The following is a 22,271-nucleotide window of genomic DNA, read 5'->3' as shown; positions in this document are numbered from 1 at the left end:
TCTTGGGAGCGGTCAGACGCTTCTGAGAAAGAGGTGGGTAATATCAAAACAGTCAATTTTGAAGAAAATTTGACCAAAAAAATAGTTCTCATTAAACCCACCGCTGCGGCGGACCGTCCCTACCCCTCCGAGGAGGGGATTATATGGTGTTTTTTTTTCTTACGTCGAACTCGGGTTTTTTTCTAAAAAAAGAGCCAATAAAAAAGGCGCTCAATCGAGCGCCTTTTTTTCTATTTACTAAGCTGGATTATTCTTGTTTGATCCAGCGTTGTTTGAATGTTTGATCGCCAATCTCTACCTCTATCACATAAACACCCGGTTCCTGACTGGACATTGGGACTGACTTAGACCATTGATCATATCTTTTAACATCGGTTAGTTCATGAATGATCCTACCGGATAGATCTGAAACGCGAATGCGCATATCTCCCAATGATTTATTGTCGATCGTTAAGTTGATAACATCACGGCCCGGATTAGGATACAGAGCGATCGATTTCTCACCACCTAATCCACTTACTTCCGGTTCAATATCATTCACCGTTAAAGTAAATGCCTGAGTCACAGAACCAAAATCATCATCAATGGCTTTGATATGTATCTTGTATTCAGCCTGTGTTTCAAAGTCTGGTGCTTCCAATATCAATAGCTTGTCGCCATCAATGACAAATTTCGAATTGTCTGCATCATTCTCTCCATCCCCTGCTGACATAAACAGTGTGTGCGTATCTCCCAAATTTGGATCTTCAACGCTCACAGTAGCCACCTGAGTTGCTATCGCAAGGTTTTCATCAAAGGATGTTTCGTCCAGGAAGATACCTGTTGGTGCCAGATTATCATTTTTAAATACCGTAAGACCGCTTACAAAATCAGCCTCAAAGTTGTATTTTTCACTAAATATCGATAGAAATTCTGATGCATTGTTGTTAACTACTACATCCAGATCATCATCTCCGTCTACATCAATAAGGTCAAGTGTGTATTTGCTATAAGAACTTGGAAGAAATGGGAGAGCAGCTCCCCCAGATTCAAAATCTTGTGCTAGTGTAAAATTCCCATCTCCGTCATTAAGATGAAGCTTTACGCTAAACGAATGAGAAATTTCTTCTGTATCACTATTTATGTACTTATGATAATCAAAGGATACCAGATCAGCATCTCCATCACCATCCATATCCGCTAGGATCACATCAAATGCGCTACCATACTCGCCGTAACTACTTCCACTACTGTAAGGAGCCGTGTAAGTATCAAGAATCAAATTTCCGGATGTAAAACCTCCTGTTCCTCGTAGGTAGGAATAAACACCATCTTTCCTTGAAAGAACAGCATCCAAATCACCATCACCATCCAGGTCACTTAATTCAATATCAAAAGCTTCTCCACCGATATATCCATTCGACTCGTCATAGGTAGCAAACGCACCTACTGGGGCGATCGATGAAGAGAAGAAATCTTCCTTCCCATATATAATAGCACTCTCCCCTTCGTCATATAGAAGAACTATATCATCAAATCCATCATTGTCTATATCACCAGTGACCGATTTTACTACATCATACTCGCCTCCAATAGACAAGTTTACAGACGTTCCCGAAAAGCCATAATCTACCCCAGCAAATGCATACGCTCTACTATACATTGAGAGCACCATATCATCTATTCCATCTCCATCTAAGTCTCCTGTGACTAGGTTTTTCACATTGCCTGCTTCCTCCCCGCCTGCAGCTGTTAAGCTCGTATCAGCTGTGAAATACTCACCTGTATTTTCCAGAATACCTACCTCTTCTCCTCCGCAGCATCCACCATAAAATCCTCTTGATGTACCTAAAATATCAAGATCTCCATCTCCATCCGCATCAACAAACTGCATAGATGTTAATGGGTGGCTATCAAGATCATAAATAGGCTGGGGTACAAAAATCCCTGCAGATACTTGCATAAATAGTACATTGGCATAGTAGCTATCCAGCGTCTCTCTATCAACCAAAATAGGTCCTTCACCCCCTCCAGACTGATTTGAAACCAGTAGGTCTTGATCTCCATCATTATCTACATCCGCTGAAAGAAATTTAACAGTCGGTGAGTCTCCAAATAATTGTAAAATACTTTCGTTTAACGTTCCCTTACCTACTTCTGCCTTGTTTGCGATGGCAATCGTTTGATTCGCGGTAGTTGTTTCCTCATCTAGTGTTATATCGAAAGTGATACTTAAGGTGCCACCTGAGGTCTCAAAATCTATTTCACTTGCAGTTGTTAATTCAAACGACGAAGGATCAAGATTGAAAAAACCAGCATCAGCTCCTCCTAAAACAACAGTTATATCATTTCCATAGGCTTCAATGTAACCAACCTTGGTTCCTACTGGAGTGTTTTCATCTACGACTGCATTTCCAAGAAACTTAGGAAATGGTGGTACAAAGTTGTTTAAATACAGATACGAACTACCACTACCTGCAACAACGATATCCTCCTGATCATCCCCATCAAAATCACCAAGTACCATGTCAATTCCATAGGTACTGAAGTTCCCGAAAGCACCACTATTGCCATAATACTGATCAAGCAGGTAGTATGAAAACTGATTATTTTCTACACGAAGAAGGGCAGGATTTCTTGAATCAAGAGAAACAAGAACATCTAAATCACCATCAACATCAACGTCAGTTAGCTCAAACTCTCTGAAAGAATAATCATAATTCATATAATAATTATCCTGCTCACTTGCACTAAAATTGTTTTGACCTGAACTTGACCCTTTGAATAAATAGATATCTGGATATCCACCGAAACTATATGTGTTAGATAAAACTATATCTAGTGTCTCATCACCATCCACATCAGCAACAGCAATATCATTTATATCACCATAGTAAAAGCTGTTTATTGTATTGCCACCTCCAAAAACCGGATCACCGGGAGCATCTGCTGTATTAATGAAAACATTAAGATTATCATAATAGTAGGGCCCCATTGGAAATGGCTCAGAGACATAAGGGTAATAATCATACTCCGAAGCGACAAGATCTTTATCACCATCATCGTCAATATCAACAATAGCTATTTGATCGATTTCATAAGTAGCTCCTGTGCTAATCGTGGAAGTACCAAAATTTCCACTACCATCATTCTTTAAAACATTTAAATTTCCATCTGATCCAGTAGTGTAGATAATATCGTTATCCCCATCACTATCGATATCTGCAACAATCATATCGCCAATGGATCCTGAGGTTTCCGCATTTGCTGAAGCAAATCCACCACTTCCATCATTGAGCGCTACATCAATACTTACTCCATTTTTAAAAGCAATATCAGGAATGTCATCCCCATCAAAATCCCCAACGATAAAATCCCCTGTCATACCAGACAACCCAGCTGGGGAGGCACTTGTAAACCCAGAAGAATAATTTCCATTTATAATAACACCACCTGTGGAAGTAGATAAAATAATTTCCAAATCAGCGTCTCCATCCAAATTAGCCGCCTCTCCCTGATTGGAGCTTCCAGTAAACGCGTTAACCCCACTTTTACCAAAGAATTCAGGTTCCTGAGCATTTGCCGACGCAGCAACCAATAAAGATCCGGCAGCCAAAGCTCCCTTTAAACCAAACTTATCCAGCTTCAATCGTTGTTTTTCAACATTGTAGACAAGCGCATCTTTTTTCTTTCGTGACAAAGTATCAAATCGGCCAGAGGCAATGCTTTTTTCCAATCGGCTTTTAAGCTTCAGGTATTTCTCCTTAGCAATTTTCGCGGTAATGTGGTAAATATTCATGGGTAGTGTTAGTATTCGATTTATATATTATGTAGCGAATGAATATCTCTCACCCGCTATACTTTTAAATTTATTCTTTAATCCACCGTTGCTTAACGGTAGTATCATTCACCTTAATTTCGACTACATAGATGCCTGTCTCAGCATCTGACATATCCAGATTTGGCATTGTCCAGATATTAGAGGTTTTTTCATCAGTCATCTCAAAAACGCTTCGTCCTGCCATATCAACCACTCGTAAGTCAAGCTTTCCTCTTTCTTCATTATTTAATGAAATAGAAATTCGATCATTTCCAGGATTCGGATAAACAATAAAGCTTTCACTACTATCATCAAGTCCAAGAACTTCATTTACAGTTAGAGTAAATGATTGAGAAACCGATGCTCCGTCCTGATCAATCGCCTTAATATTGATATTCAATGATGATCCATCATTGAACTCAATATTTCTAATCACTCTAAGCTTGTCTCCGTCTATTACAAAGTTTGCATTATCAGTATCATTTGATCCATCGCCAGATGCTATGAATGCGACATGCGTATCAGATATATTTGGATCTATCACATTAACTGTGGCAACCTCAGTTCCGAGCGCCAACCCTTCGTCTATTGTTGTGTTGGAAAGCTCAATAGCAGTTGGCGCGACATTGATATTCTTGATGACATACAATGCCTGAGAATCATAATCCTCATATACTATATCATAATCATCATCCCCATCTACATCCATTAGTTCTACATCACTATTCCTATCAGCTTTCAAACTAATTTCTCCAATCGTAAAACCTCCATCACCATCATTCATCCAGTTATTAACAATATTATACCTTGAAGATCCTTCAACCTCATCATAATCATACATATATTGAGAGGTAATAAGATCTACCGAACCATCTCCATCTAAATCCCCTGCTTTCAGGTCTGCTTCGTATTCACCACCTGTGGCAATAGACGAGGCTAATGAAAATGAACCACTACCATTATTCAGAAGAATGCTCAGATGTGTTTCATCAACATCATCAGCAGTGATCATTGCAATATCCAAAGAACCATCATCGTCAAAATCGCCTGTGGCGATCCCGCTTACACCATAATCGGCTCCCGTAGCTGCCGTTGCATAACCAGTAGAAGTAAGTCCATCTGATGAACCAGAGAAAATTACATCATCATTATAACTAATTCCTAGGAATAGATCATCGTATCCGTCTCCATCAAAGTCACCTACAGCCACCGCCTCGATTGTACCGGCAAACGCTCCGGAAGATCCAATGGAAATAAACGTATTATCAAATGGCCCTTCACCACCATCTGGGTTTTTGGTTAAAATCTCAATTTCGTATCGACCAATAATAGCCACATCATCCTGACCGTCTCCATCAAAATCACCATTGACTATCCCAACAAGATTAGAAACATTTGCTACTGTATAATTTTGGAAGAAACCATAGGTGTCGTTTTCAAAAAAGTAGATGCTGCTTCTACCATTCTCACCACCCACTATGTCCAGGTCTCCATCATTGTCTGCATCAATAAATGCTGCTGACGTAATTCTAAAAGATGGATTCCCAAAAATTGGATTGTCATTAAATGAGCTATTGCTCTGAACAAACAAACTGTTTGCATACTGACTATCCTGTACAATTTCACCAGGTAGTCCACCTGAATCATTGGTTGATTTCAATAAATCATAATCGCCATCTAAATCGATATCTTCAGCGAAGAAAGCTCTTGGCTCCTGGAAACCAAATAGCGGAAGTCCTTCACTTGCAAAGGTTCCTTTACCATTTTCAACTAAGTTTCTAACTTTTATCTCCCCCGATTCAATCCTTGTGTTTGTGCCATCTGAAAGGGTGAATTCAACATTTAAAACACTACCAGTCTGTTCCCAATCAATTTCAGCAGCTGTGGACACTGTACCATCTGAATTGAGCGAGATCAAGTCATTATTATTGTCTCCATCCGCGAGAGAAATAGTTGCCACATCCCCATCATTAGGATCGTCAAATTCCAGCATACCCAAATAAGAACCTACCGGAACATTTTCATCGATAATGATTTCACCTGTAAAGCCAGTGATGAATGGTGCAACATTCTGATTGGTGAGTACTGATGAGCCATAGTTACTATTGAATCTGTAATTCATCAAAATATCCAGATCATCATCGCCATCCATGTCTGCAACTGCTAAAGAATACATTGAAAATGAACCCGATTCAGAAAAGTTTAGATTTACGAATGCCCCTTTTTCCAAATCATTCGATCCATCGTTAAGAAACACCTGAGGAAGTCCATTGTCGTACCCAATCAAGACATCTATGTCATTATCTCCATCAAAATCTCCAATAGCATACTCCCCTTTATCTACATCATTATATAAATAGTAGTATCCCGTATTGGTAAAGCTACCTTCTGAGTTGTCATAAATAGTTAGATAGTTTTCACCTACAAGTAAAAGATCATCATCACCATCATTATCTGTGTCAGCGAACTCAACTTTATAACTATAATATGTTCCAATGTAATCATAGTAATTAAAGTTGCCAGCTTCATCTCCATCGAAGAGGTAAACCGCATCACCATAATCTGCCAGAACCGCTATGTCTAGTATACCATCTCCATCTCGGTCGCCAAAAGCAAAGTCATTTCCGCCAGAGAATGCATAGCCAGAATTGAAGCCTGCAGAAAGCCCTTCACCTCCGTCAGTACTGAAGATTTCTATGCTATACCGCGTCTGAACTACGATATCGTTTACTCCATCACCATCCAAATCAACCAATTTGACGTTTTCGCCACCATAATCCAGGCCATAGCTCCTATCAAATGTGAATGATCCGCTACCATCTCCTAAATAGGTACGAACTTGACTATATGTTACCGTTACTAAATCTAATTCATCATCTCCGTCAACATCACCAACAGCGAACCCTCTGGCATAGCCGAGGTAATCAACAGAGCTAAATCCACTATTCAAAAAGTCATTTACGAAATAGAGATCTCCACCATAATTGCTATCCAGGAATATGAGGTCTAGATTACTATCACCATCTACATCAACCAGCTGTGATTTGTATATTCGATAATCATTCCCTCCAGATGTCATAAGATTCTCTCCTTGCTCGAAGGTTCCATAACCCTCCTCAGGTGAGTTATCAAGGAGGAGTGTTATTGCCTCTGTAATTGGGGCTGCTCCGTCAGTAGCTTCTACATTTATCCTAAACTCATTTTTTGTCTCAAAATCGAGGGAAACACCATCAGCAACCACCAACTGATTGGAATTGACAATCTCAAAACTTGAATTGTCTGCATCATTGGTACCATCTCCTGCAACTAGCGAAAATGTAAGCGATCCTGATACATCAAAGCCCAAACTGTTTACCCCTACAAGTCGAGCCACTACTCGATCATTTGCAGCGCTGAGTTCATTGAAAACTGCTTTAATAGCGTTAACTGCTGCCGGGGTTTTATCAAATACATTTAAATAAAGCTCAGTACTAGTTCCATTTCCGACAATTAAATCATCATTCCCATCTCCATCGAAATCTCCTGCACTCAACGAAACGTCACCTGAATTGAAGTCTCCATAGCCATAACCGTCTGCCAGATTAAAAGGCCCCTGCATTGTCAGACCATTTCCGATTTTTGCTAATTCAGGGTATTGTAATATATCCGTAAAAAGGACATCTTTCACACCATCACCATCTATATCAGTCAGAACTATCTCCGCTGACCTGTAAGTGAAATTAATCTCTTCGGCAGAATTAAAATTTGGATTATCCGCTACGTGAGAGCCCCCGAATAAGTGAATAGTTCCTTCTGAGGGACCGAAATTATAATATCGACTCACAAGCAAATCGACCTCACCATCACCATCAATATCATCCAACATCAAGTCTTCGATGGTTGAATATGATTCATTAAAAATGAAAGTAAAAGACTGATCTAGAGCAAATGAAGGTGTAGCCCCTGCTCCTGCAGAATTATTGAGAATCTCTACGATTTCATATTCGCTAGGACCGAAATTCCCATTGTGTTGTCCAATCACGATATCCGTATCCCCGTCTCCATCTATATCGGTAAAGGCTATTTGTGATATATAGCTTCCAGCGATATTAGCAAGTTGAGTAGACGCGGCGAAATTACCGGTACCATCGTTCAATCGATACCTCACATCATCATAATAACTTCCTCCGCTATCAACCCAGGCTATATCGTTATCCCCATCACCATCCAGATCAACGATCTCAAAGTCTACTATGCTTCCTGTAGCAGCTGCAACATAATTTAGCGCAGTACTATAAAAATTTCCACTCCCATCGTTCTCTGCTATTACCAGTGAACTACCATTCTGAAAAAGAATATCAGGAATATTATCTCCATCTAAATCACCAACCACAAACTCGCTGCTCATAGAGCCTAACCCATCGGTACTCACTGCAGCTGCAGTAAAGCCACCAATATCACCTTCACGAATCAATCCCCCTCCGCTGGTGGATAGAAGTATTTCTAAGTCTGTGTCATTATCGATATCGACTGCTACAGATTTCACGGCATCACTTGCAGAAACCTGCTGGCTCGCATTTTCATAAAAAGCCGGAGTTTGCGCTGAGGCTGCAGAGACTGCAGCAATAGATCCGGTAGCAAGGGCCCCTTTAACAGAAAAGCCAAGACTTTCCAGCCTTAGCCGATATTTTTCTACTCTGTTTACAAGTTGATTCTTTTTATTTCTATTGAGTGAATCAAACTGGCCAGATGAAATCTTTTTCTCTAAACGATTACGAAATTTATAATATTTCTCTTTTGCAGCGTTAAGAGACAGGTGGTAGAAATTATTCATGGTAGCAAGTATTTTATCAGTTGTATTAGGTGTTGCCAATATTTATATAAAAGATTTTAAATCTAAAGCAGTACCAACCACAATATCCCCTGGTGGTTGTCCTTTTCTAAATTTAAGTAGTGCTTTGAGATACGCCTTCTCTAAATATTTAGCCTGCAACTCGGTATCAAAAAGTACCTTACTATCAGCAGCTTGCAGCTTAATCTTGATCTCTTCTAATTCGGCGGCATTAGTTGCAAGTTGTGATGATACTGTAATATAGTCAATCTTTGTGTTACAGATCAAGTTTTTTAAGCCAGAATAATGAAGTAAACTGGAGCATAATCGACTGTTATGATTATTTCCCTTTAACGTAACAATAGGGATACCCATCCGTAATGCTTCAATACCCGTCACGTGGGCATTGTAATTAAAGTTGTCAAGAAATAAGTCTGCATGCCTGAAACGTTCCCAATGTTGTTTAATAGGTATGGGATCTCCCATGATAAGACGATCAGGATCTATTGTATGCATTTCAGCTTCATTTTTTAGTTTTTCGCCAAGCTTCCTATTTCCTGCGTTGTACAGCCAGAGCACTGAATCGGGCGTCTTTTGCAAAATTTGCATCCACACTTTGAAGGTCGCAGGATCTAGTTTTTTGGGATGATTGAAGTTTGCAAAAACAAATTGATTTTCAGGAAGTCCATAATCTCCTTTGCTGGTCTTTATCTGCTCATCCAGGGGGAGTTCGCTATTTAGAAGTAGTGAGCATGGTAGGGTTATCACATTCTCACTAAATGCCTGTCGGTATTCATCATCAATAAGGAATTCGTCTGTGAAAATATAATCTACAAAATCAGCTCCGGTCGTTTCATGGGAGCCAATTAAAATCATTTGTATAGGTGCCGGTCGCAATGCAAGAATATCGAATTTCATATCACTATTATATCCTGCTAATGAAACCAGAATATCAATACCTGTTCGATTTATAAGATTGGCAACCTCCACTGAGGTCATTGATGAAGCATTATGATAGTAATCGACTGAGTCCCGAATATCTCTGTTGACAAAGTCATCCTTATGAACCAGCGAAAAGGCATGTGTTTCGAAGCGTTTGCTATCGTGATAATCAAACAATCCCCTAACCAAAGTACCTCCGGGATGTAATCGGAAATTGGGTGAGAGATACCCGATTTTTATTTTGTCTTCTTCGCCTAATGAATGGTCATAATTAATATCCGGATGTAATTTGCGCGTGTTTTCGACAATTTTATTCGCATACCTCTCAGCGACTTTCCTGTACAGTATTGGATCAATATTAAAATAGCTCAACGCATAGGGTACTATTTCAAATAGAGACTGATTGCTTTCAAGGTATTCATTTATAATCTGATTTAGGTCTGATAAATCCTCTTCATAATAAGACCAGTCAGCCAGGTTTTGTCTGGCAAGAATTTGATTAAACCTAATTCCATTGTAATAACTGGAATCACCAAGTCTTAGCCCTTGGTTATAAACATTTAAAGCACTTTCAAAATCCTTGTAATGAGAGCAATAAATCTGACCCAAATTATAATAGGCTATTGATATCGTAGGATCAACCTGAATTGCCTTTTTAAAAAAATCAGCAGCTTTTTCCTTCTTACCAGCCTGCTCATACAGTCCAGCAAGGTTGCTATAAGCCATGGCCTCTTCAGGATGGTGCTTAATTAGATCCAGATAGTACTTCTCCGCCAACTTCCGCTCCTCTTTTTTATGTAGAATATTAGCCAGATTATTTAAAGCAGCTTTGTGGTCCGGTTTTACATTCAGTACTTTCTTGTAATGGTTTATCCCTTCGTTTATCAGACCAAACTTGATTGCAGACCTTCCAAAATGAAACCAATACTGAGGATTGCTAATTTGATCTGTTGGAATATCTACTTGCTTAAACGTTTGATATGCTTTTTTGAAATCCTTAAGCCTGCTATAGATAATTGCCAGATTTATCATCAACTCAGGAGAACCACAATTGTCTCTTCCTATTTGCAGGATGTTTCTTGCGTTGATTAGTTTATCCTGACGAATGAATGCCTGAGCCTGAACGAGATAAGCTCCTTTTCGATCCGGCACCAATTGGATAAGTTCATCAGACCGATGAATAACATACTCGTAATTCTGATCCTGGATACTTTGAGAAAGCTTATTTATCTCCTGAATGTATTCACGAGTGTTCATTGCTAAACCTTAAAATCATGTGGCTCCTCCCCATTTGTATATATCTCCCACATTTTCATATATGCCTTTTCCAAATTTTTGGTTGCCCCTTCGATATTGAATAACGGAGAGGTTGACTTGGAGGATTTTAATTGATCCCTAAGCATTGAAGCTTTGTTTTCAGAGGCAATATCAACCGCCATCTTAATGTAGTCATTAATATTCTCTGTAACCAATTCATGCAGCCCGGCTGTCTTTACAAAAGAAGTTCCAAGTCTTGCATTAACTGATTCACCCTGAAGGGTGAGTACCGGCACATTCATCCATAATGCTTCTAAAACAGTGGTATGCCCATTGTAAATAGGTGTATCTAAAAATAAGTCCATGAGTTCCATCCTCTTATAATGATCCTTATAGAACTCTTTTTTGCAGAAGACTAATCGATTGGACATAATCCCTTTGTTCTCAAAATATGTAGTAAGGTTATGTTCAACGATTTCTTGCCCTGCGCTGTAAAGCCAGAGGTATGAATTGGGCACCTGACTCAAAATCTCAACCCAAGCATCCACCACCGTCTTACTCAATTTTCTTGTATGGTTCAAACATCCAAATACAAATGCATCTTCCGGTAAGCCATAATCTTTTCTTGTCACTTTCTTATTGCTAGGAGTCATTTCAGACCTTATGAAATGTGAATATGGAAGGTAAGCAACCGATTCACTGAAATCAGCCCGGTGATTTTCAGTTAGTACTATTTCATCTTTAAGTACGTAATCAAAGAAATCTCCTTGAAGTGACCCATGCCAGTCCATTGTCAATACCTGGATAGGAGCTGGTTTTAATGCCGGAATCTCCATCTTCATACCAAAGTTGTATCCTGATAAGCTTATAAGGATATCTATCTCGTCCTCATTAATCTTTTTAGCTGCATCCTCAATTCTCAAATCTTCCAGGTTCACAAAATGATCAACCGATCGCTTCAATTGACCGGTCATTTCATCCTCATGCTTGGCTAAATTATAAGCGTAAATCTCGAATTTAGATCGATCATGATACTTGAATGTGTCGATAATCAAATGAGCTGATGGATGCATCACAAACGAGGGGCATAAATACCCAACCTTCATTTTTTCATTCGCTTTCTTTCTATACGTAAAAGCAGTCTCATCTCTAAGGTAAGAAACCCTTTCAATTAAGTTGCCTGTGTATTTCTTTAAAACAGATGAGATTAAATCTTGATCAAACGGAAAATACATAAGGTTGTATACCGGAATCTCATCTTCTTTTCTCTCACCATTTACAAACCATTCGAGTTGCCTGGTAACTATAGAAAGCATTTCCTCGTACTTTTCAATCTTGCCAATTTTAGAATATAGAAGCTGGAGAGTCATATTCGCCCGAAGTGCAAACTCAGGGTGTTGATTGATTTGCAACAAATACCGTTCTGCCAACTCTAGCTGTTGGGTAAAATCAGCCACAATTCCGCAAAGAAAAATAGCCTCCCAGGCATACTTATTTTTTTCCGTAATTAGAAGTAAGACCTTTAAGGCTTTTTCAAACCTTTGCTCTTGCATGTAAATTTTACCTAGTTTAACATATGGCTCTTCACTTTTAGCTCCATTCTTGATCAATTGATTCAGAATTCCTATGCCCTTCTCCTTATCTCCATTCTTATAAAGATTGTATGCATAGGTGCTTATATACTTGGGGTTTTGTCCATCCAAACGGATGGATGCTTCTAAGAGCTCCAAGGCCTTAACATCATTGTGTCTGGAAGATTCGATTACTCCCAAGTTAAAATATGCAAGATGATTCTTATCATCAATTTTCAAAGTCTTTCTATATAGAGTTTCTGCCTCTTTTTCATGACCCATTTTTTGCAATAAGCCAGCCTTGTTACAATATGCCATTGGAAAAAAAGGATCCAATTCAATAATTCGCTCATATATCTCAAGCGCTTTTTGAAAATTGAACACCTGCTGATATAGGTTCGCCAAATTGTTCAACCCTTGCTTATGATTCGGATCAAGCTCAAGTAGTTCATTATACAATGAAATTGACTCTTCGTATTTGCCTGTTTCTTTAAGAGCTCGAGCAGCATGAAACAAAACCTTGGGATTTTGCCTATTCTCTGAAACTAAGGCGTTTAATGATTTTGAAGCTTCCTCTAAACGACCGATTTTGATTTGTGCACGACTTTTTTGTAGTCGTAACTCAATCGATTTTGGATTGACTTCCAAACCTTTGTCGAAAAACACGATAGCTGAATCAAATCGATACTCCTGATAATAGGACTGACCTATCATATATAAGCTTTCCCAATGGCGCGGGACAGTCTTTAAAATTTCATTGTAGAGCTTTCTGGCCTCTTTAAATTTGCCTGACGTGTGAAGATCGACTGCTGTCTTGTAATATGTACCAACATTTAGCCTGGCCATTCAAATAATCGCTATCAATTAGACGACTGATTGTTTTGCTCCATATTCTCATATGGCCCCTTCTGCTTTTTATCTTTCTGTGGATCTTGCCAAAATATTTTTCTTGGAGTAATAATGGCTCTGGTATGCATATCCCCTAAAGTATTGAGAATATTTGGCCTTTGGACTCCAGGGAGCACATGAACATCATAGAGCTCCTTGACCGCATTCTGGTATTCAAGCAATGCCTCGACATTTTTTGTTCTTAGGTTAACAATAGCAACCCCTGCAATAGGATTTTTAGACGCAATAGGCATCTTCCCAAAATCCTTACTATCCTCTCTTATTTTGGATAGTCCAATGAATAAGAAGTTTTGATAAAATGACATACCCCTGGCAAACCCTGGTACATCACAAATCTTTTCGTTAGATTTAGAGGGCACGTGGTACTTCCACAGCTCCCCATCAGCTGATTGTAGATAGAATATATCATCTCCGACCAGCCTAGGACTATGAGGCATGGCTAACCCTTCTAAAAGAATTTCTTGACTATCCACATCCATTAAAATTCCACCTTTCAACTTATTATCTCGCCAACCACCCGGTTTATCAGATTTGCCCAACGCAGTGACATACTTCGGTAAACCATCCTTCATTGTCATTCCATTCAGGTGGCACCTGTCCCCTGGTGTTAACTCAGATATGAAGTCTGGCTTCCATTTTGGAAGAAAGCTAAATCTCGGATCAAGTTGTGCGATACATGAAAACTGGGTGATTACAGCCCATAATCCTCCCTTTCCATAGGATATATCATGGGTATCAACCGTTCCTGTGTAATGCGATGATCGGGGGAGATAAATTGCATCATATACATTTTGTTTGTTGGGATAGGACTTTGCAGCATTTTGAGACCTGTGCGTTAAAACAATTTCATTCAGGCAAGCTATCGCCAGATGTTTATCATGTGAAGCAACTCCCATAGGCTTCCTGAAATTTCTCGGCAATTGAATCAATTGCTGGTCATTTTTTGGACTAAACATGACCACCTTCCCTGTTTGATAAGTACTTAGTACCAGGCTGCTTTTCAAAGCATGCAGTATTTGTGCAAAAGACTTAGTATGCTGATATACAAAAGGATTTTCCTGATCAATCGATTGCGTATTGTCTTGTGAGGCAGAAGTTTTAATGTCCATTAAGAGTCATTTGGTGATTACGAAGGATGCAAACTAAAATGTTTTTTAATATTTTGGCCAAAACGATAAGAAAATGAAGAAAGAAATTTTGATTGAGTTCGTGTGGGGTAACCTTACAGAAGATCTAAAAAAAAGAGTTATCGATTTTTGGATAATGGAGAAAGCAATCACAAAAAAAGAAGATGCCGAAAATAGAGTAAATGATTTATTAGCTATTGCAAAGATTGATGATACGCTTGTCGGTGTTGCGACTGGTATTGTTACCCCCCATCCTCAGCTAAAAAGCAAAGTTGTTTTTTATAGAACCTATATAGCTCAGGATCATAGAAACAATAAAATCGCACAGAGACTTTTTTTGAAATCTTTTGAGGAGCTCGACAAAATAGATGATTTAAAAAAGGATAATGTTATGGGCTTATTGATTGCCTTCCAGAGTCCAGTTTTAGTCGAAAATTATATTAAAGATCAAAAACCCGTTTTGGAGAAGTTTCATGACTTAACATTTATAGGTTATGATCAAACAGGAGTTCCAATGCGCATTGCATTTTTCAATAATGTATCAATAAAAATCTAGCATTTTTATTAATGCGTACTTGCAGCAGTCAAGTGATGCCCTTTCACCCAATCGAATCGGTGAAACTCAAGTAGCTCAGTTTCTGACTCATCATTAAAAATCTCCTCTATGACAATGAAGTGGCGATGATTATCGTTTGCAATGTATCCCAGCAGGATATATTCCCATTCATTTCCATCCCACAGAAATTTTAGCATGTGAACAGAAATGATATCTTCCCCGTGGCTATAATCGGTGATGATTTTCGCTTCCAGTTCATCATCAGAAACGAAATGAGCTGTTTGTTCCCATAATTCATCATTTTCCAGATAGGCATGAATGATCAGGTTTCCATCCAGTTTAGTGTGGTCATGCTTGTGCTTAATCTTGAAATGATCAAAAGAATGTACCTGGGGTGCACTTACATAATAGCCCGAATAATATTGGGATGAGACATTTAATGCCGTAAAGAAAAGCAGTAGTGTGGCGATCGTTTTCATTGCTATTATTGTTTAGTTGAAAGCTTTAATAGCCTGTATTGTAAAGCAAGAATATCACTATTCTTAGACACTTTGGCCATAAAATAGCCTATCGGTAGCATACTGTCGACAAAACCAAGATTTCAACCAACAAACGGTATTTTAGCCATTTTTAGCTCAAAACGACATAATTCCTAAATTCGCCATACTTCAAAATCTCAATAAATCAGCACATGAAATTTGGAACAAAAGCACTACATGCGGGCATAGAGGCAGACCCCTCTACAGGAGCAATTATGACTCCTATCTTCCAGACATCCACTTACGTTCAGGACGAACCTGGAGTCCACAAGGGATATGAATATGCAAGATCAAAAAACCCGACTCGGAATGTACTTGAAAAGAACCTTGCCTCATTGGAAAATGCCGCATTTGGACGTTGCTTTAGCTCGGGCATGAGTGCTACGGAGACCGTCATTAAAACATTATCTCCCGATGACGAAGTGATCTGCACCGTCGACTTGTATGGCGGTACCTATCGCCTTTTCACCAAGGTCTTTGCCAAATATGGCATCAAATTCACCTTTGTTGACATGCTGGATGTTGGCAACATTGAGGCTGCTATCACGGATAAAACCAAGCTGATATGGTCTGAAACGCCGACCAATCCAATGATGAATATCATGGATATCCGTGCGATTGCAGATCTTGGACGAAAGAATAACATTAAAGTCGCTGTTGACAACACATTTGCTTCACCCTATTTACAAAATCCATTGGATTTGGGAGCGGATATTGTCATGCATTCCGTCACGAAGTATATCGCAGGTCACTCAGATGTGGTGATGGGCTTCCTGGGGACGAATGATCAGGCTACAGATGAAGAATTTGGCTTTATTCAAAATTCAGGTGGTGCCGTTCCGGGACCACAAGATTGCTTTCTGGCTTTAAGAGGAATAAAGACCCTTCATGTCCGAATGCAACGTCATTGTGAAAATGGTGAGAAGATTGCTCACTTCCTTAGGGATCACCCAAAGGTGGAAAAAGTGTACTGGCCAGGATTCGAAGATCATCCCAATCATGGAGTTGCTAAAAGACAAATGAAAGATTTTGGTGGGATGATTTCTTTTATGCAAAAGGAAGATACCATAGAGCAGGCAAACAAGACTTTGAGCAGTTTTAAAATATTCAGCCTGGCTGAATCGTTAGGAGGAGTGGAATCGCTGGTTGGCCATCCAGCGACCATGACCCACGCAAGTATTCCCAGAGAGCAGCGACTGGCTGTTGGCCTCACTGATTCTTTGATCAGACTAAGTGTGGGGATTGAAGATGTTGATGATTTGATCGCCGATCTAAAGCAGGCAATTGGATAAGTAATTCAGAACTAAAAACAATAAATCCCGACGGTGACCGCCGGGATTTTTTATGCTTAGTCGAAAAGACCTGTTTTCGGGATTAGTTGTGAAATACGATATGAAGATAGTAACTATATTCGATGAAATTGTTTCATTTCGACCAACCAAAGATTAGTTTCCACATTCAAGTCAAATACTCGATAAACGTAAATAATGAACAAACTCAAATCAGCATTAAATCAGATCATTCATTCCCTAATGATGCAATTGACATTTCATCATTTCAAGAAAAATCTGGCGCTATTGGCTGTTTGGTTCATCATCATTGCAGCATTTACCGGGGGCCTGGGTAGAGTTTATGGCATCCATTATTTATTCCTTGATCCTGAATACCTCGGAAAGGTCGGATTTTGGAGCTTTTTTATCGTAGGTATCGCTTTCGGAAACCTGATCATGGCATGGCACATCACCACCTACATCCTAGATGGTCATCGCTTTCGATTTATTGGAACACTGCAGCGTCCCTTCACCAAATTTTCCATCAACAATAGCCTCATCCCACTGCTTATATTAATCATCTACATCATTTTCCTGGTTCGCTTCCAGGTAGAGAACGGACTGGCTGAGTCATTTGATATTTTCCTGTTTGTTGTCGGTCTCATCCTGGGGATTATCAGCATGCACCTCCTTATGATTCTCTATTTCCGCTTTACCAATAAAGACATATTCATCTTCCTTGCTGGCACCCTGGACAAGCGTTTGAAAAAAAGTGGATTGAGTCGTGACAGGGTGATGAAAAAGATTAGGGAAAATAAAGCTGATGAGTATAATGTAACAAACTACCTGGACCTGAACCTTAAGCCAAGATCTACGGAGCATATCATCAACTTCGGAAGCAGGGAGGCCATTGTTCGGGTCTTCGATCAAAATCATTTTAACTCTGTTGTAGTAGAGCTATTCATAATTGGTGTTATTCTGTTACTCGGTTTCTTCATGAACATCGAATTTCTACAGATTCCGGCAGCAGCCAGTTCGCTTTTAATCTTTGCCATCGCGGTTATGCTTGTTGGCGCCATTAGCTATTGGTTTAAAGGATGGGGACTTGCTTTTGCGTTTGCCATTTTTATCCTGGTAAATACCGGAGTGAAAACAGGATTTGGAAAAGGGGTAAACCAGGCCACAGGTCTGAATTATGACACAGCCAAAACTGAATATACGATTGAGAATCTGGCGCAGGTGCATTCCAGTGAACAATATGTTCACGATAAGCTGCATATGCTGGAGACACTGGAAAACTGGAAGGCAAAATGGGAGAATCCAAAAGAACAAAAGATGGTCTTCTTATGTGTGAGTGGAGGAGGTCAACGAGCCGCACTCTGGACGGTGAATGCGCTTCTCAAAGCGGATAGTGTGCTCAATGGTACCCTCATGGACCAAACCTTTCTCATTACTGGCGCATCTGGTGGTGTTATTGGGGCTGCCTACTATCGTGAAGTTCAACGACAAAATCCCAGGGTTGCCCTAAGCGACATGGGTCCTGAACTACTTACACGTATTGGAAAAGATAACCTTAACCCAGTCATCTTTGGACTACTGGTAAATGATCTGTTTTTTAAGATCAGGAAGCATGAGTATGCCGGCAGAACCTATAGCGTGGATCGGGGATTTGTTTTTGAAAAGAACCTGAACAAAAACCTGGGACATATTTTGGATAAACAAATTAATGACTATCAAAAACCGGAAGCAAAAGCAGAAACACCAACACTGATCATGTCGCCTACCATCGCCAATGATGGTCGCAAGCTTTATATCTCCTCACAGCCAATTTCATATATGGGTGTATCTTCTTCCGTTCTGGATGGGAATGAATCGAAGATCAGAGGTGTGGATTTCCAGGCCTTATTCAGACAAAATGAAGCTGAAAACCTGAGTTTCCTTACTGCATTGAGAATGTCTGCAAGCTTTCCTTACATTACCCCCAATATTAGCCTGCCTGCAGAGCCGCGGGTAGAGATTATGGATGCCGGAATCTCAGATAATTTTGGGGTATCTGATGCCATCCGATTTGTTAATGTATTTAAAGATTGGATAGCTGAAAATACCGGGGGTGTTGTGTTTTTGGTGGTGCGTGATACCAAATCCAACGAACCCATAGAGAAGAGACCAAACCCTTCGGTTATCGACCGACTCACCTACCCTATTGCGAGTGTTTACAATAACCTCACCAACATGCAGGATATCAACAATGATTTCCGCCTGGAACAAATGAAACTGTGGTTTGATGGAGACTTTGATGTGGTAGAAGTCGCCTATGATTCCTTTGAAAAAGACAAGCAGGTGTCCGAGGTAGAGCGTGCTTCTTTGAGCTGGCACCTGACAACTAAAGAGAAGCAACACATCATCAATAACATTAACATTGAAAGCAACAGCCAGGCTATCAAGAAGTTGAAGAATTTACTTAAAAGCTCATCAAATCCTTAAATCTGGAAGTTTGCCTTCTGCTGACCTCTACTTCCGTTCCGTCTTTTAAATAAAGTCTGATGGTACCACTGAACCACGGTTCGATTTTATCGATCCACTTCATGTTTATGATCTGCTGCCTGTTTGCTCTGAAAAACACCTTAGGATCCAATCTGCTCTCCATGTATTGAAGTGTTTTCGGAATCATAGGTTTGTGCTCTTCAAAGTAAATTCGGGTGTAATTGTCCCAAATTTCAAATAGCCGGACATCCTTCAACGTGACAAACCAGCACTTCTCTCCATCCTTAACAAAAACCTGACTGTTTTCGCTCAGCACATCCTTTGGTTCTTCCTGCTTTTCAATGTTTTCTCGTACACGTTGGAGTGCAAGGGTCAACCGATCGTCCGTTATCGGTTTCTTTAAGTAATCCAACGCATTGTAGTCAAAAGCCTTAATGGCATACTCACTATAAGCCGTGGTAAATACGATTTGCGGAACTTCATCCAGCATTTCCAATAATTCAAATCCATCCTTATCAGGCATTTGAATGTCCAGAAAAACCAGGTCTGGCTTCAATTCCTCAATCTTCTTCTTCGCCTCATCGGCATTCTCAGCCTCGTCGATCACCTGAACGTCTTTGTGGTTTTTCAAAAGAAACTGTAGCTCCTGACGAGCCAGCCGGGTATCATCTACAATTATTGCCTTCATTTTTCAATTGGTAATTTTAATCTCGATCGAACCATATTCCCTTGTTCGAATAACTCCAGGTCTGGTTCACTATCAAACAAAATTCGAATTCTTTCAGTCGCATTTCGTAATCCTATTCCACTTCCTAAATTCTTCTTTAGCTTTCCTGTGTTGCTCACCTCCAGCACCAAATTTTTTCCTTCTTTATCTACACTTATTAAAATATCCCCACCATTTTTCACTTGTGAAATACCATGTTTGATTGCATTTTCAGCCATCAGTTGAATGAGCATCGGTGGGATTTTACAACGATTCAATTCCTTCTTTGACAAAACTTCATAATGCAGGCGACTTTCATAATGCACACTTTCCAGCTCTAAATACTTATTCACAATTTCAAGCTCTTCCTCCACTGTCACTTTCTCATTGTCATTGAATTGGATGGAATACCTCAGCAATTCTGAAAGGTGAGAAACCATATCCCGTGCTTTCATGTGATCTTCCAGTATGAGAGCCCGAATATTGTTTAAGGCATTGAATAAAAAGTGAGGATTGATCTGGGCTTTTAGTGCGATCAATTCAGCGTCTTTCACTGCTGTCTGCAGCTGCCACTTTGCTACTTCCTCTTTTTTATAGTTTCTAAAGAAATAAATAATTAGGTAAACAGCTGTCCACAAGCAGAAATAAACAAAAGTCTGAAAAGTAAATAATAAAAATACAGTCGGACTGATTTTATCAACCGGTATTAGGTCTGTAGTCAGAATTGTATATCCGGTGGTAATGCCATTGGCCAATAATGCCAGAATGATTAGTGTTGGTACTAATCGAACAATCAGTTGTTTAATTTTCAGCTTCAACCACCCATCCAGCTTCATTTTGTAGCGAAGTAAGTGAGTAGCGAAAAGCATCACGATCGCACTGAAAAACTGAGCTAAAATCACCCACACGTCCACATTATCATAGAAAAGTAGCGCGATGATCACCCCGATCATTCCGTACATGAACCAACCGATGGATTGGAAGAGCCAATATGATGTATTTCTGGTCATCTATCTGATTTAGTACACCACAAATAAAACGGACAAGCTGTTCCTAATCGAAAGCTTTGAGGGGAATGGTCATAAGCAACAGATGAGTGGAAATAAAAAGGCCCATCCATCAAATTGATGAATGGGCCCATTTGAAATCTACAATCTCTTACAAGAATTTGTCCACAGGGGTATAAGGCATATCGAATGCATCCGACACTCCTTTATAGACAATCTCTCCATTGATCACATTCAATCCAAGCTTCAGCTCTTCGTTATCATTACATGCTTGTTTCCATCCTTTATTTGCTAACTGAAGAGCATATGGCAAAGTGGCATTGGTCAAAGCCAACGTTGAAGTATATGGAACCGCTCCCGGCATATTTGCCACACAGTAATGAACAACGTCATCAATGATGAAAGTCGGATCCTGATGCGTGGTAGGTTTACATGTTTCAATACACCCCCCCTGGTCTACTGCAACATCCACCAACACAGTACCCGGCTGCATTTCCTTCAGCATATCTTTAGTAATTAAATGAGGGGCTTTTGCTCCCGGGATCAATACTGCACCTATTATTAAATCATGCGTCGCTATTAGCTCTCTAATGTTGTATTCACTACTCATGAAGGTGTTCACATTCGCAGGCATTACATCATCCAGGTATCGCAGGCGTTGCAAATTCAAATCCAGAATGGTCACATCTGCTCCCATTCCTGCTGCCATCTTAGCCGCATTTGTACCAACCACACCACCACCTAAGATCATCACTTTTGCCGGGCGAACTCCAGGAACACCACCAAGTAAAATTCCTCTACCCTGCAATGGTTTCTCCAAATACTTTGCCCCCTCTTGCACGGCCATTCTTCCGGCAACCTCAGACATTGGAACTAAAAGTGGTAGTGACCGATCCGCTTTTTCTACCGTTTCGTATGCCAGGCATACTGCCCCACTCTCAACCATTGCTTTCGTCAATGGCTCATAAGAAGCAAAGTGGAAATAGGTAAAAATCAATTGATCTTTTTTGCAAAGCTTATATTCTGGCTCGATGGGTTCCTTCACCTTCATAATCATCTCGGCTATTTCATAAACATCCTCGATGGTTGGTAAAATCTTAGCCCCTGCTTCCGTGTATTGCTCGTCCGTAAATCCACTGCCTATACCTGCAGTAGATTGAATATAAACTTCATGACCTCTTTTAGTGAACTCAACGACACCTGATGGATCAACAGCCACCCTGTTTTCGTTATTTTTTATCTCCTTTGGAACGCCTATTATCATCGTAGTATTAGTTATGGGATGGCAAATAT

The 22,271-nt window shown here is 39.8% G+C and carries 12 protein-coding genes; 3 read left to right on the top strand and 9 right to left on the bottom strand.

Annotation, left to right across the window (positions count from 1 at the left end):
* Positions 1-247: 247 nt before the first annotated feature.
* The 5 genes from ACP14Y_RS17130 to ACP14Y_RS17110 form a co-directional block, all read right to left on the bottom strand.
* Positions 248-3,778, bottom strand: a complete 3,531-nt coding sequence (locus ACP14Y_RS17130) for an FG-GAP-like repeat-containing protein (RefSeq protein ID WP_424964118.1) — start codon at positions 3,776-3,778, stop codon at positions 248-250.
* 70 nt (positions 3,779-3,848) lie between these two features.
* Positions 3,849-8,612, bottom strand: a complete 4,764-nt coding sequence (locus ACP14Y_RS17125) for an FG-GAP-like repeat-containing protein (RefSeq protein WP_424964117.1) — start codon at positions 8,610-8,612, stop codon at positions 3,849-3,851.
* A gap of 42 nt (positions 8,613-8,654) precedes the next feature.
* Positions 8,655-10,808, bottom strand: coding sequence for a tetratricopeptide repeat protein (locus tag ACP14Y_RS17120; RefSeq protein ID WP_424964116.1), 2,154 nt, complete (start codon positions 10,806-10,808; stop codon positions 8,655-8,657).
* A gap of 2 nt (positions 10,809-10,810) precedes the next feature.
* The gene (locus ACP14Y_RS17115) at positions 10,811-13,225 is read right to left on the bottom strand and encodes a tetratricopeptide repeat protein (protein WP_424964115.1); all 2,415 of its coding nucleotides are present in this window, start codon (positions 13,223-13,225) and stop codon (positions 10,811-10,813) included.
* A gap of 14 nt (positions 13,226-13,239) precedes the next feature.
* Complete coding sequence (locus tag ACP14Y_RS17110) at positions 13,240-14,397, bottom strand: TIGR03032 family protein (protein WP_424964114.1); 1,158 nt, start codon at positions 14,395-14,397, stop codon at positions 13,240-13,242.
* Between the two features lie 73 nt (positions 14,398-14,470).
* On the opposite strand from ACP14Y_RS17110, the gene ACP14Y_RS17105 reads away from it, so the two are divergent.
* On the top strand, positions 14,471-14,971 hold the full coding sequence (locus tag ACP14Y_RS17105; RefSeq protein ID WP_424964113.1) for a hypothetical protein: 501 nt from the start codon (positions 14,471-14,473) through the stop codon (positions 14,969-14,971).
* Between the two features lie 8 nt (positions 14,972-14,979).
* Here ACP14Y_RS17105 and ACP14Y_RS17100 read toward each other — a convergent pair whose 3' ends face one another.
* Complete coding sequence (locus ACP14Y_RS17100; RefSeq protein WP_424964112.1) at positions 14,980-15,450, bottom strand: hypothetical protein; 471 nt, start codon at positions 15,448-15,450, stop codon at positions 14,980-14,982.
* A gap of 212 nt (positions 15,451-15,662) precedes the next feature.
* On the opposite strand from ACP14Y_RS17100, the gene ACP14Y_RS17095 reads away from it, so the two are divergent.
* Together ACP14Y_RS17095 and ACP14Y_RS17090 are read left to right on the top strand one after the other, a co-directional pair.
* Positions 15,663-16,802, top strand: coding sequence for a cystathionine gamma-synthase (locus ACP14Y_RS17095; RefSeq protein ID WP_424964111.1), 1,140 nt, complete (start codon positions 15,663-15,665; stop codon positions 16,800-16,802).
* Between the two features lie 195 nt (positions 16,803-16,997).
* Positions 16,998-19,265, top strand: a complete 2,268-nt coding sequence (locus tag ACP14Y_RS17090) for a patatin-like phospholipase family protein (RefSeq protein ID WP_424964110.1) — start codon at positions 16,998-17,000, stop codon at positions 19,263-19,265.
* Here the strand turns inward: ACP14Y_RS17090 and ACP14Y_RS17085 are convergent.
* The 3 genes from ACP14Y_RS17085 to ald form a co-directional block, all read right to left on the bottom strand.
* Positions 19,243-19,953, bottom strand: a complete 711-nt coding sequence (locus tag ACP14Y_RS17085) for a LytR/AlgR family response regulator transcription factor (RefSeq protein ID WP_424964109.1) — start codon at positions 19,951-19,953, stop codon at positions 19,243-19,245. The genes ACP14Y_RS17090 and ACP14Y_RS17085 overlap by 23 nt on opposite strands.
* Entirely contained in the window at positions 19,950-20,981 is a 1,032-nt protein-coding gene (locus ACP14Y_RS17080) for a sensor histidine kinase (RefSeq protein ID WP_424964108.1), read from the bottom strand. The genes ACP14Y_RS17085 and ACP14Y_RS17080 overlap by 4 nt, the downstream gene beginning before the upstream one ends.
* Positions 20,982-21,129: 148 nt before the next feature.
* Positions 21,130-22,242 carry an alanine dehydrogenase gene (ald, locus tag ACP14Y_RS17075; protein WP_424964107.1) on the bottom strand — a complete coding sequence of 371 codons (1,113 nt, stop codon included), beginning with the start codon at positions 22,240-22,242 and terminating at the stop codon, positions 21,130-21,132.
* Positions 22,243-22,271 lie beyond the last annotated feature (29 nt).

The organism is Ekhidna sp. (assembly GCF_965247405.1).
Classification (GTDB): domain Bacteria; phylum Bacteroidota; class Bacteroidia; order Cytophagales; family Cyclobacteriaceae; genus Ekhidna.
This window is presented reverse-complemented; position numbering and strand designations above follow the sequence as displayed.

Excerpts from the sequence above, each read along its gene's own strand:
- ACP14Y_RS17085 (WP_424964109.1), bottom strand. The coding sequence starts at position 19,953 with ATGAAGGCAATAATTGTAGATGATACCCGGCTGGCTCGTCAGGAGCTA.
- ACP14Y_RS17095 (WP_424964111.1), top strand. The coding sequence starts at position 15,663 with ATGAAATTTGGAACAAAAGCACTACATGCGGGCATAGAGGCAGACCCC.
- ACP14Y_RS17115 (WP_424964115.1), bottom strand. The coding sequence starts at position 13,225 with ATGGCCAGGCTAAATGTTGGTACATATTACAAGACAGCAGTCGATCTT.
- ACP14Y_RS17080 (WP_424964108.1), bottom strand. The coding sequence starts at position 20,981 with ATGACCAGAAATACATCATATTGGCTCTTCCAATCCATCGGTTGGTTC.
- ACP14Y_RS17120 (WP_424964116.1), bottom strand. The coding sequence starts at position 10,808 with ATGAACACTCGTGAATACATTCAGGAGATAAATAAGCTTTCTCAAAGT.
- ACP14Y_RS17130 (WP_424964118.1), bottom strand. The coding sequence starts at position 3,778 with ATGAATATTTACCACATTACCGCGAAAATTGCTAAGGAGAAATACCTG.
- ACP14Y_RS17100 (WP_424964112.1), bottom strand. The coding sequence starts at position 15,450 with ATGAAAACGATCGCCACACTACTGCTTTTCTTTACGGCATTAAATGTC.
- ACP14Y_RS17105 (WP_424964113.1), top strand. The coding sequence starts at position 14,471 with ATGAAGAAAGAAATTTTGATTGAGTTCGTGTGGGGTAACCTTACAGAA.
- ald (WP_424964107.1), bottom strand. The coding sequence starts at position 22,242 with ATGATAATAGGCGTTCCAAAGGAGATAAAAAATAACGAAAACAGGGTG.
- ACP14Y_RS17125 (WP_424964117.1), bottom strand. The coding sequence starts at position 8,612 with ATGAATAATTTCTACCACCTGTCTCTTAACGCTGCAAAAGAGAAATAT.
- ACP14Y_RS17110 (WP_424964114.1), bottom strand. The coding sequence starts at position 14,397 with ATGGACATTAAAACTTCTGCCTCACAAGACAATACGCAATCGATTGAT.
- ACP14Y_RS17090 (WP_424964110.1), top strand. The coding sequence starts at position 16,998 with ATGAACAAACTCAAATCAGCATTAAATCAGATCATTCATTCCCTAATG.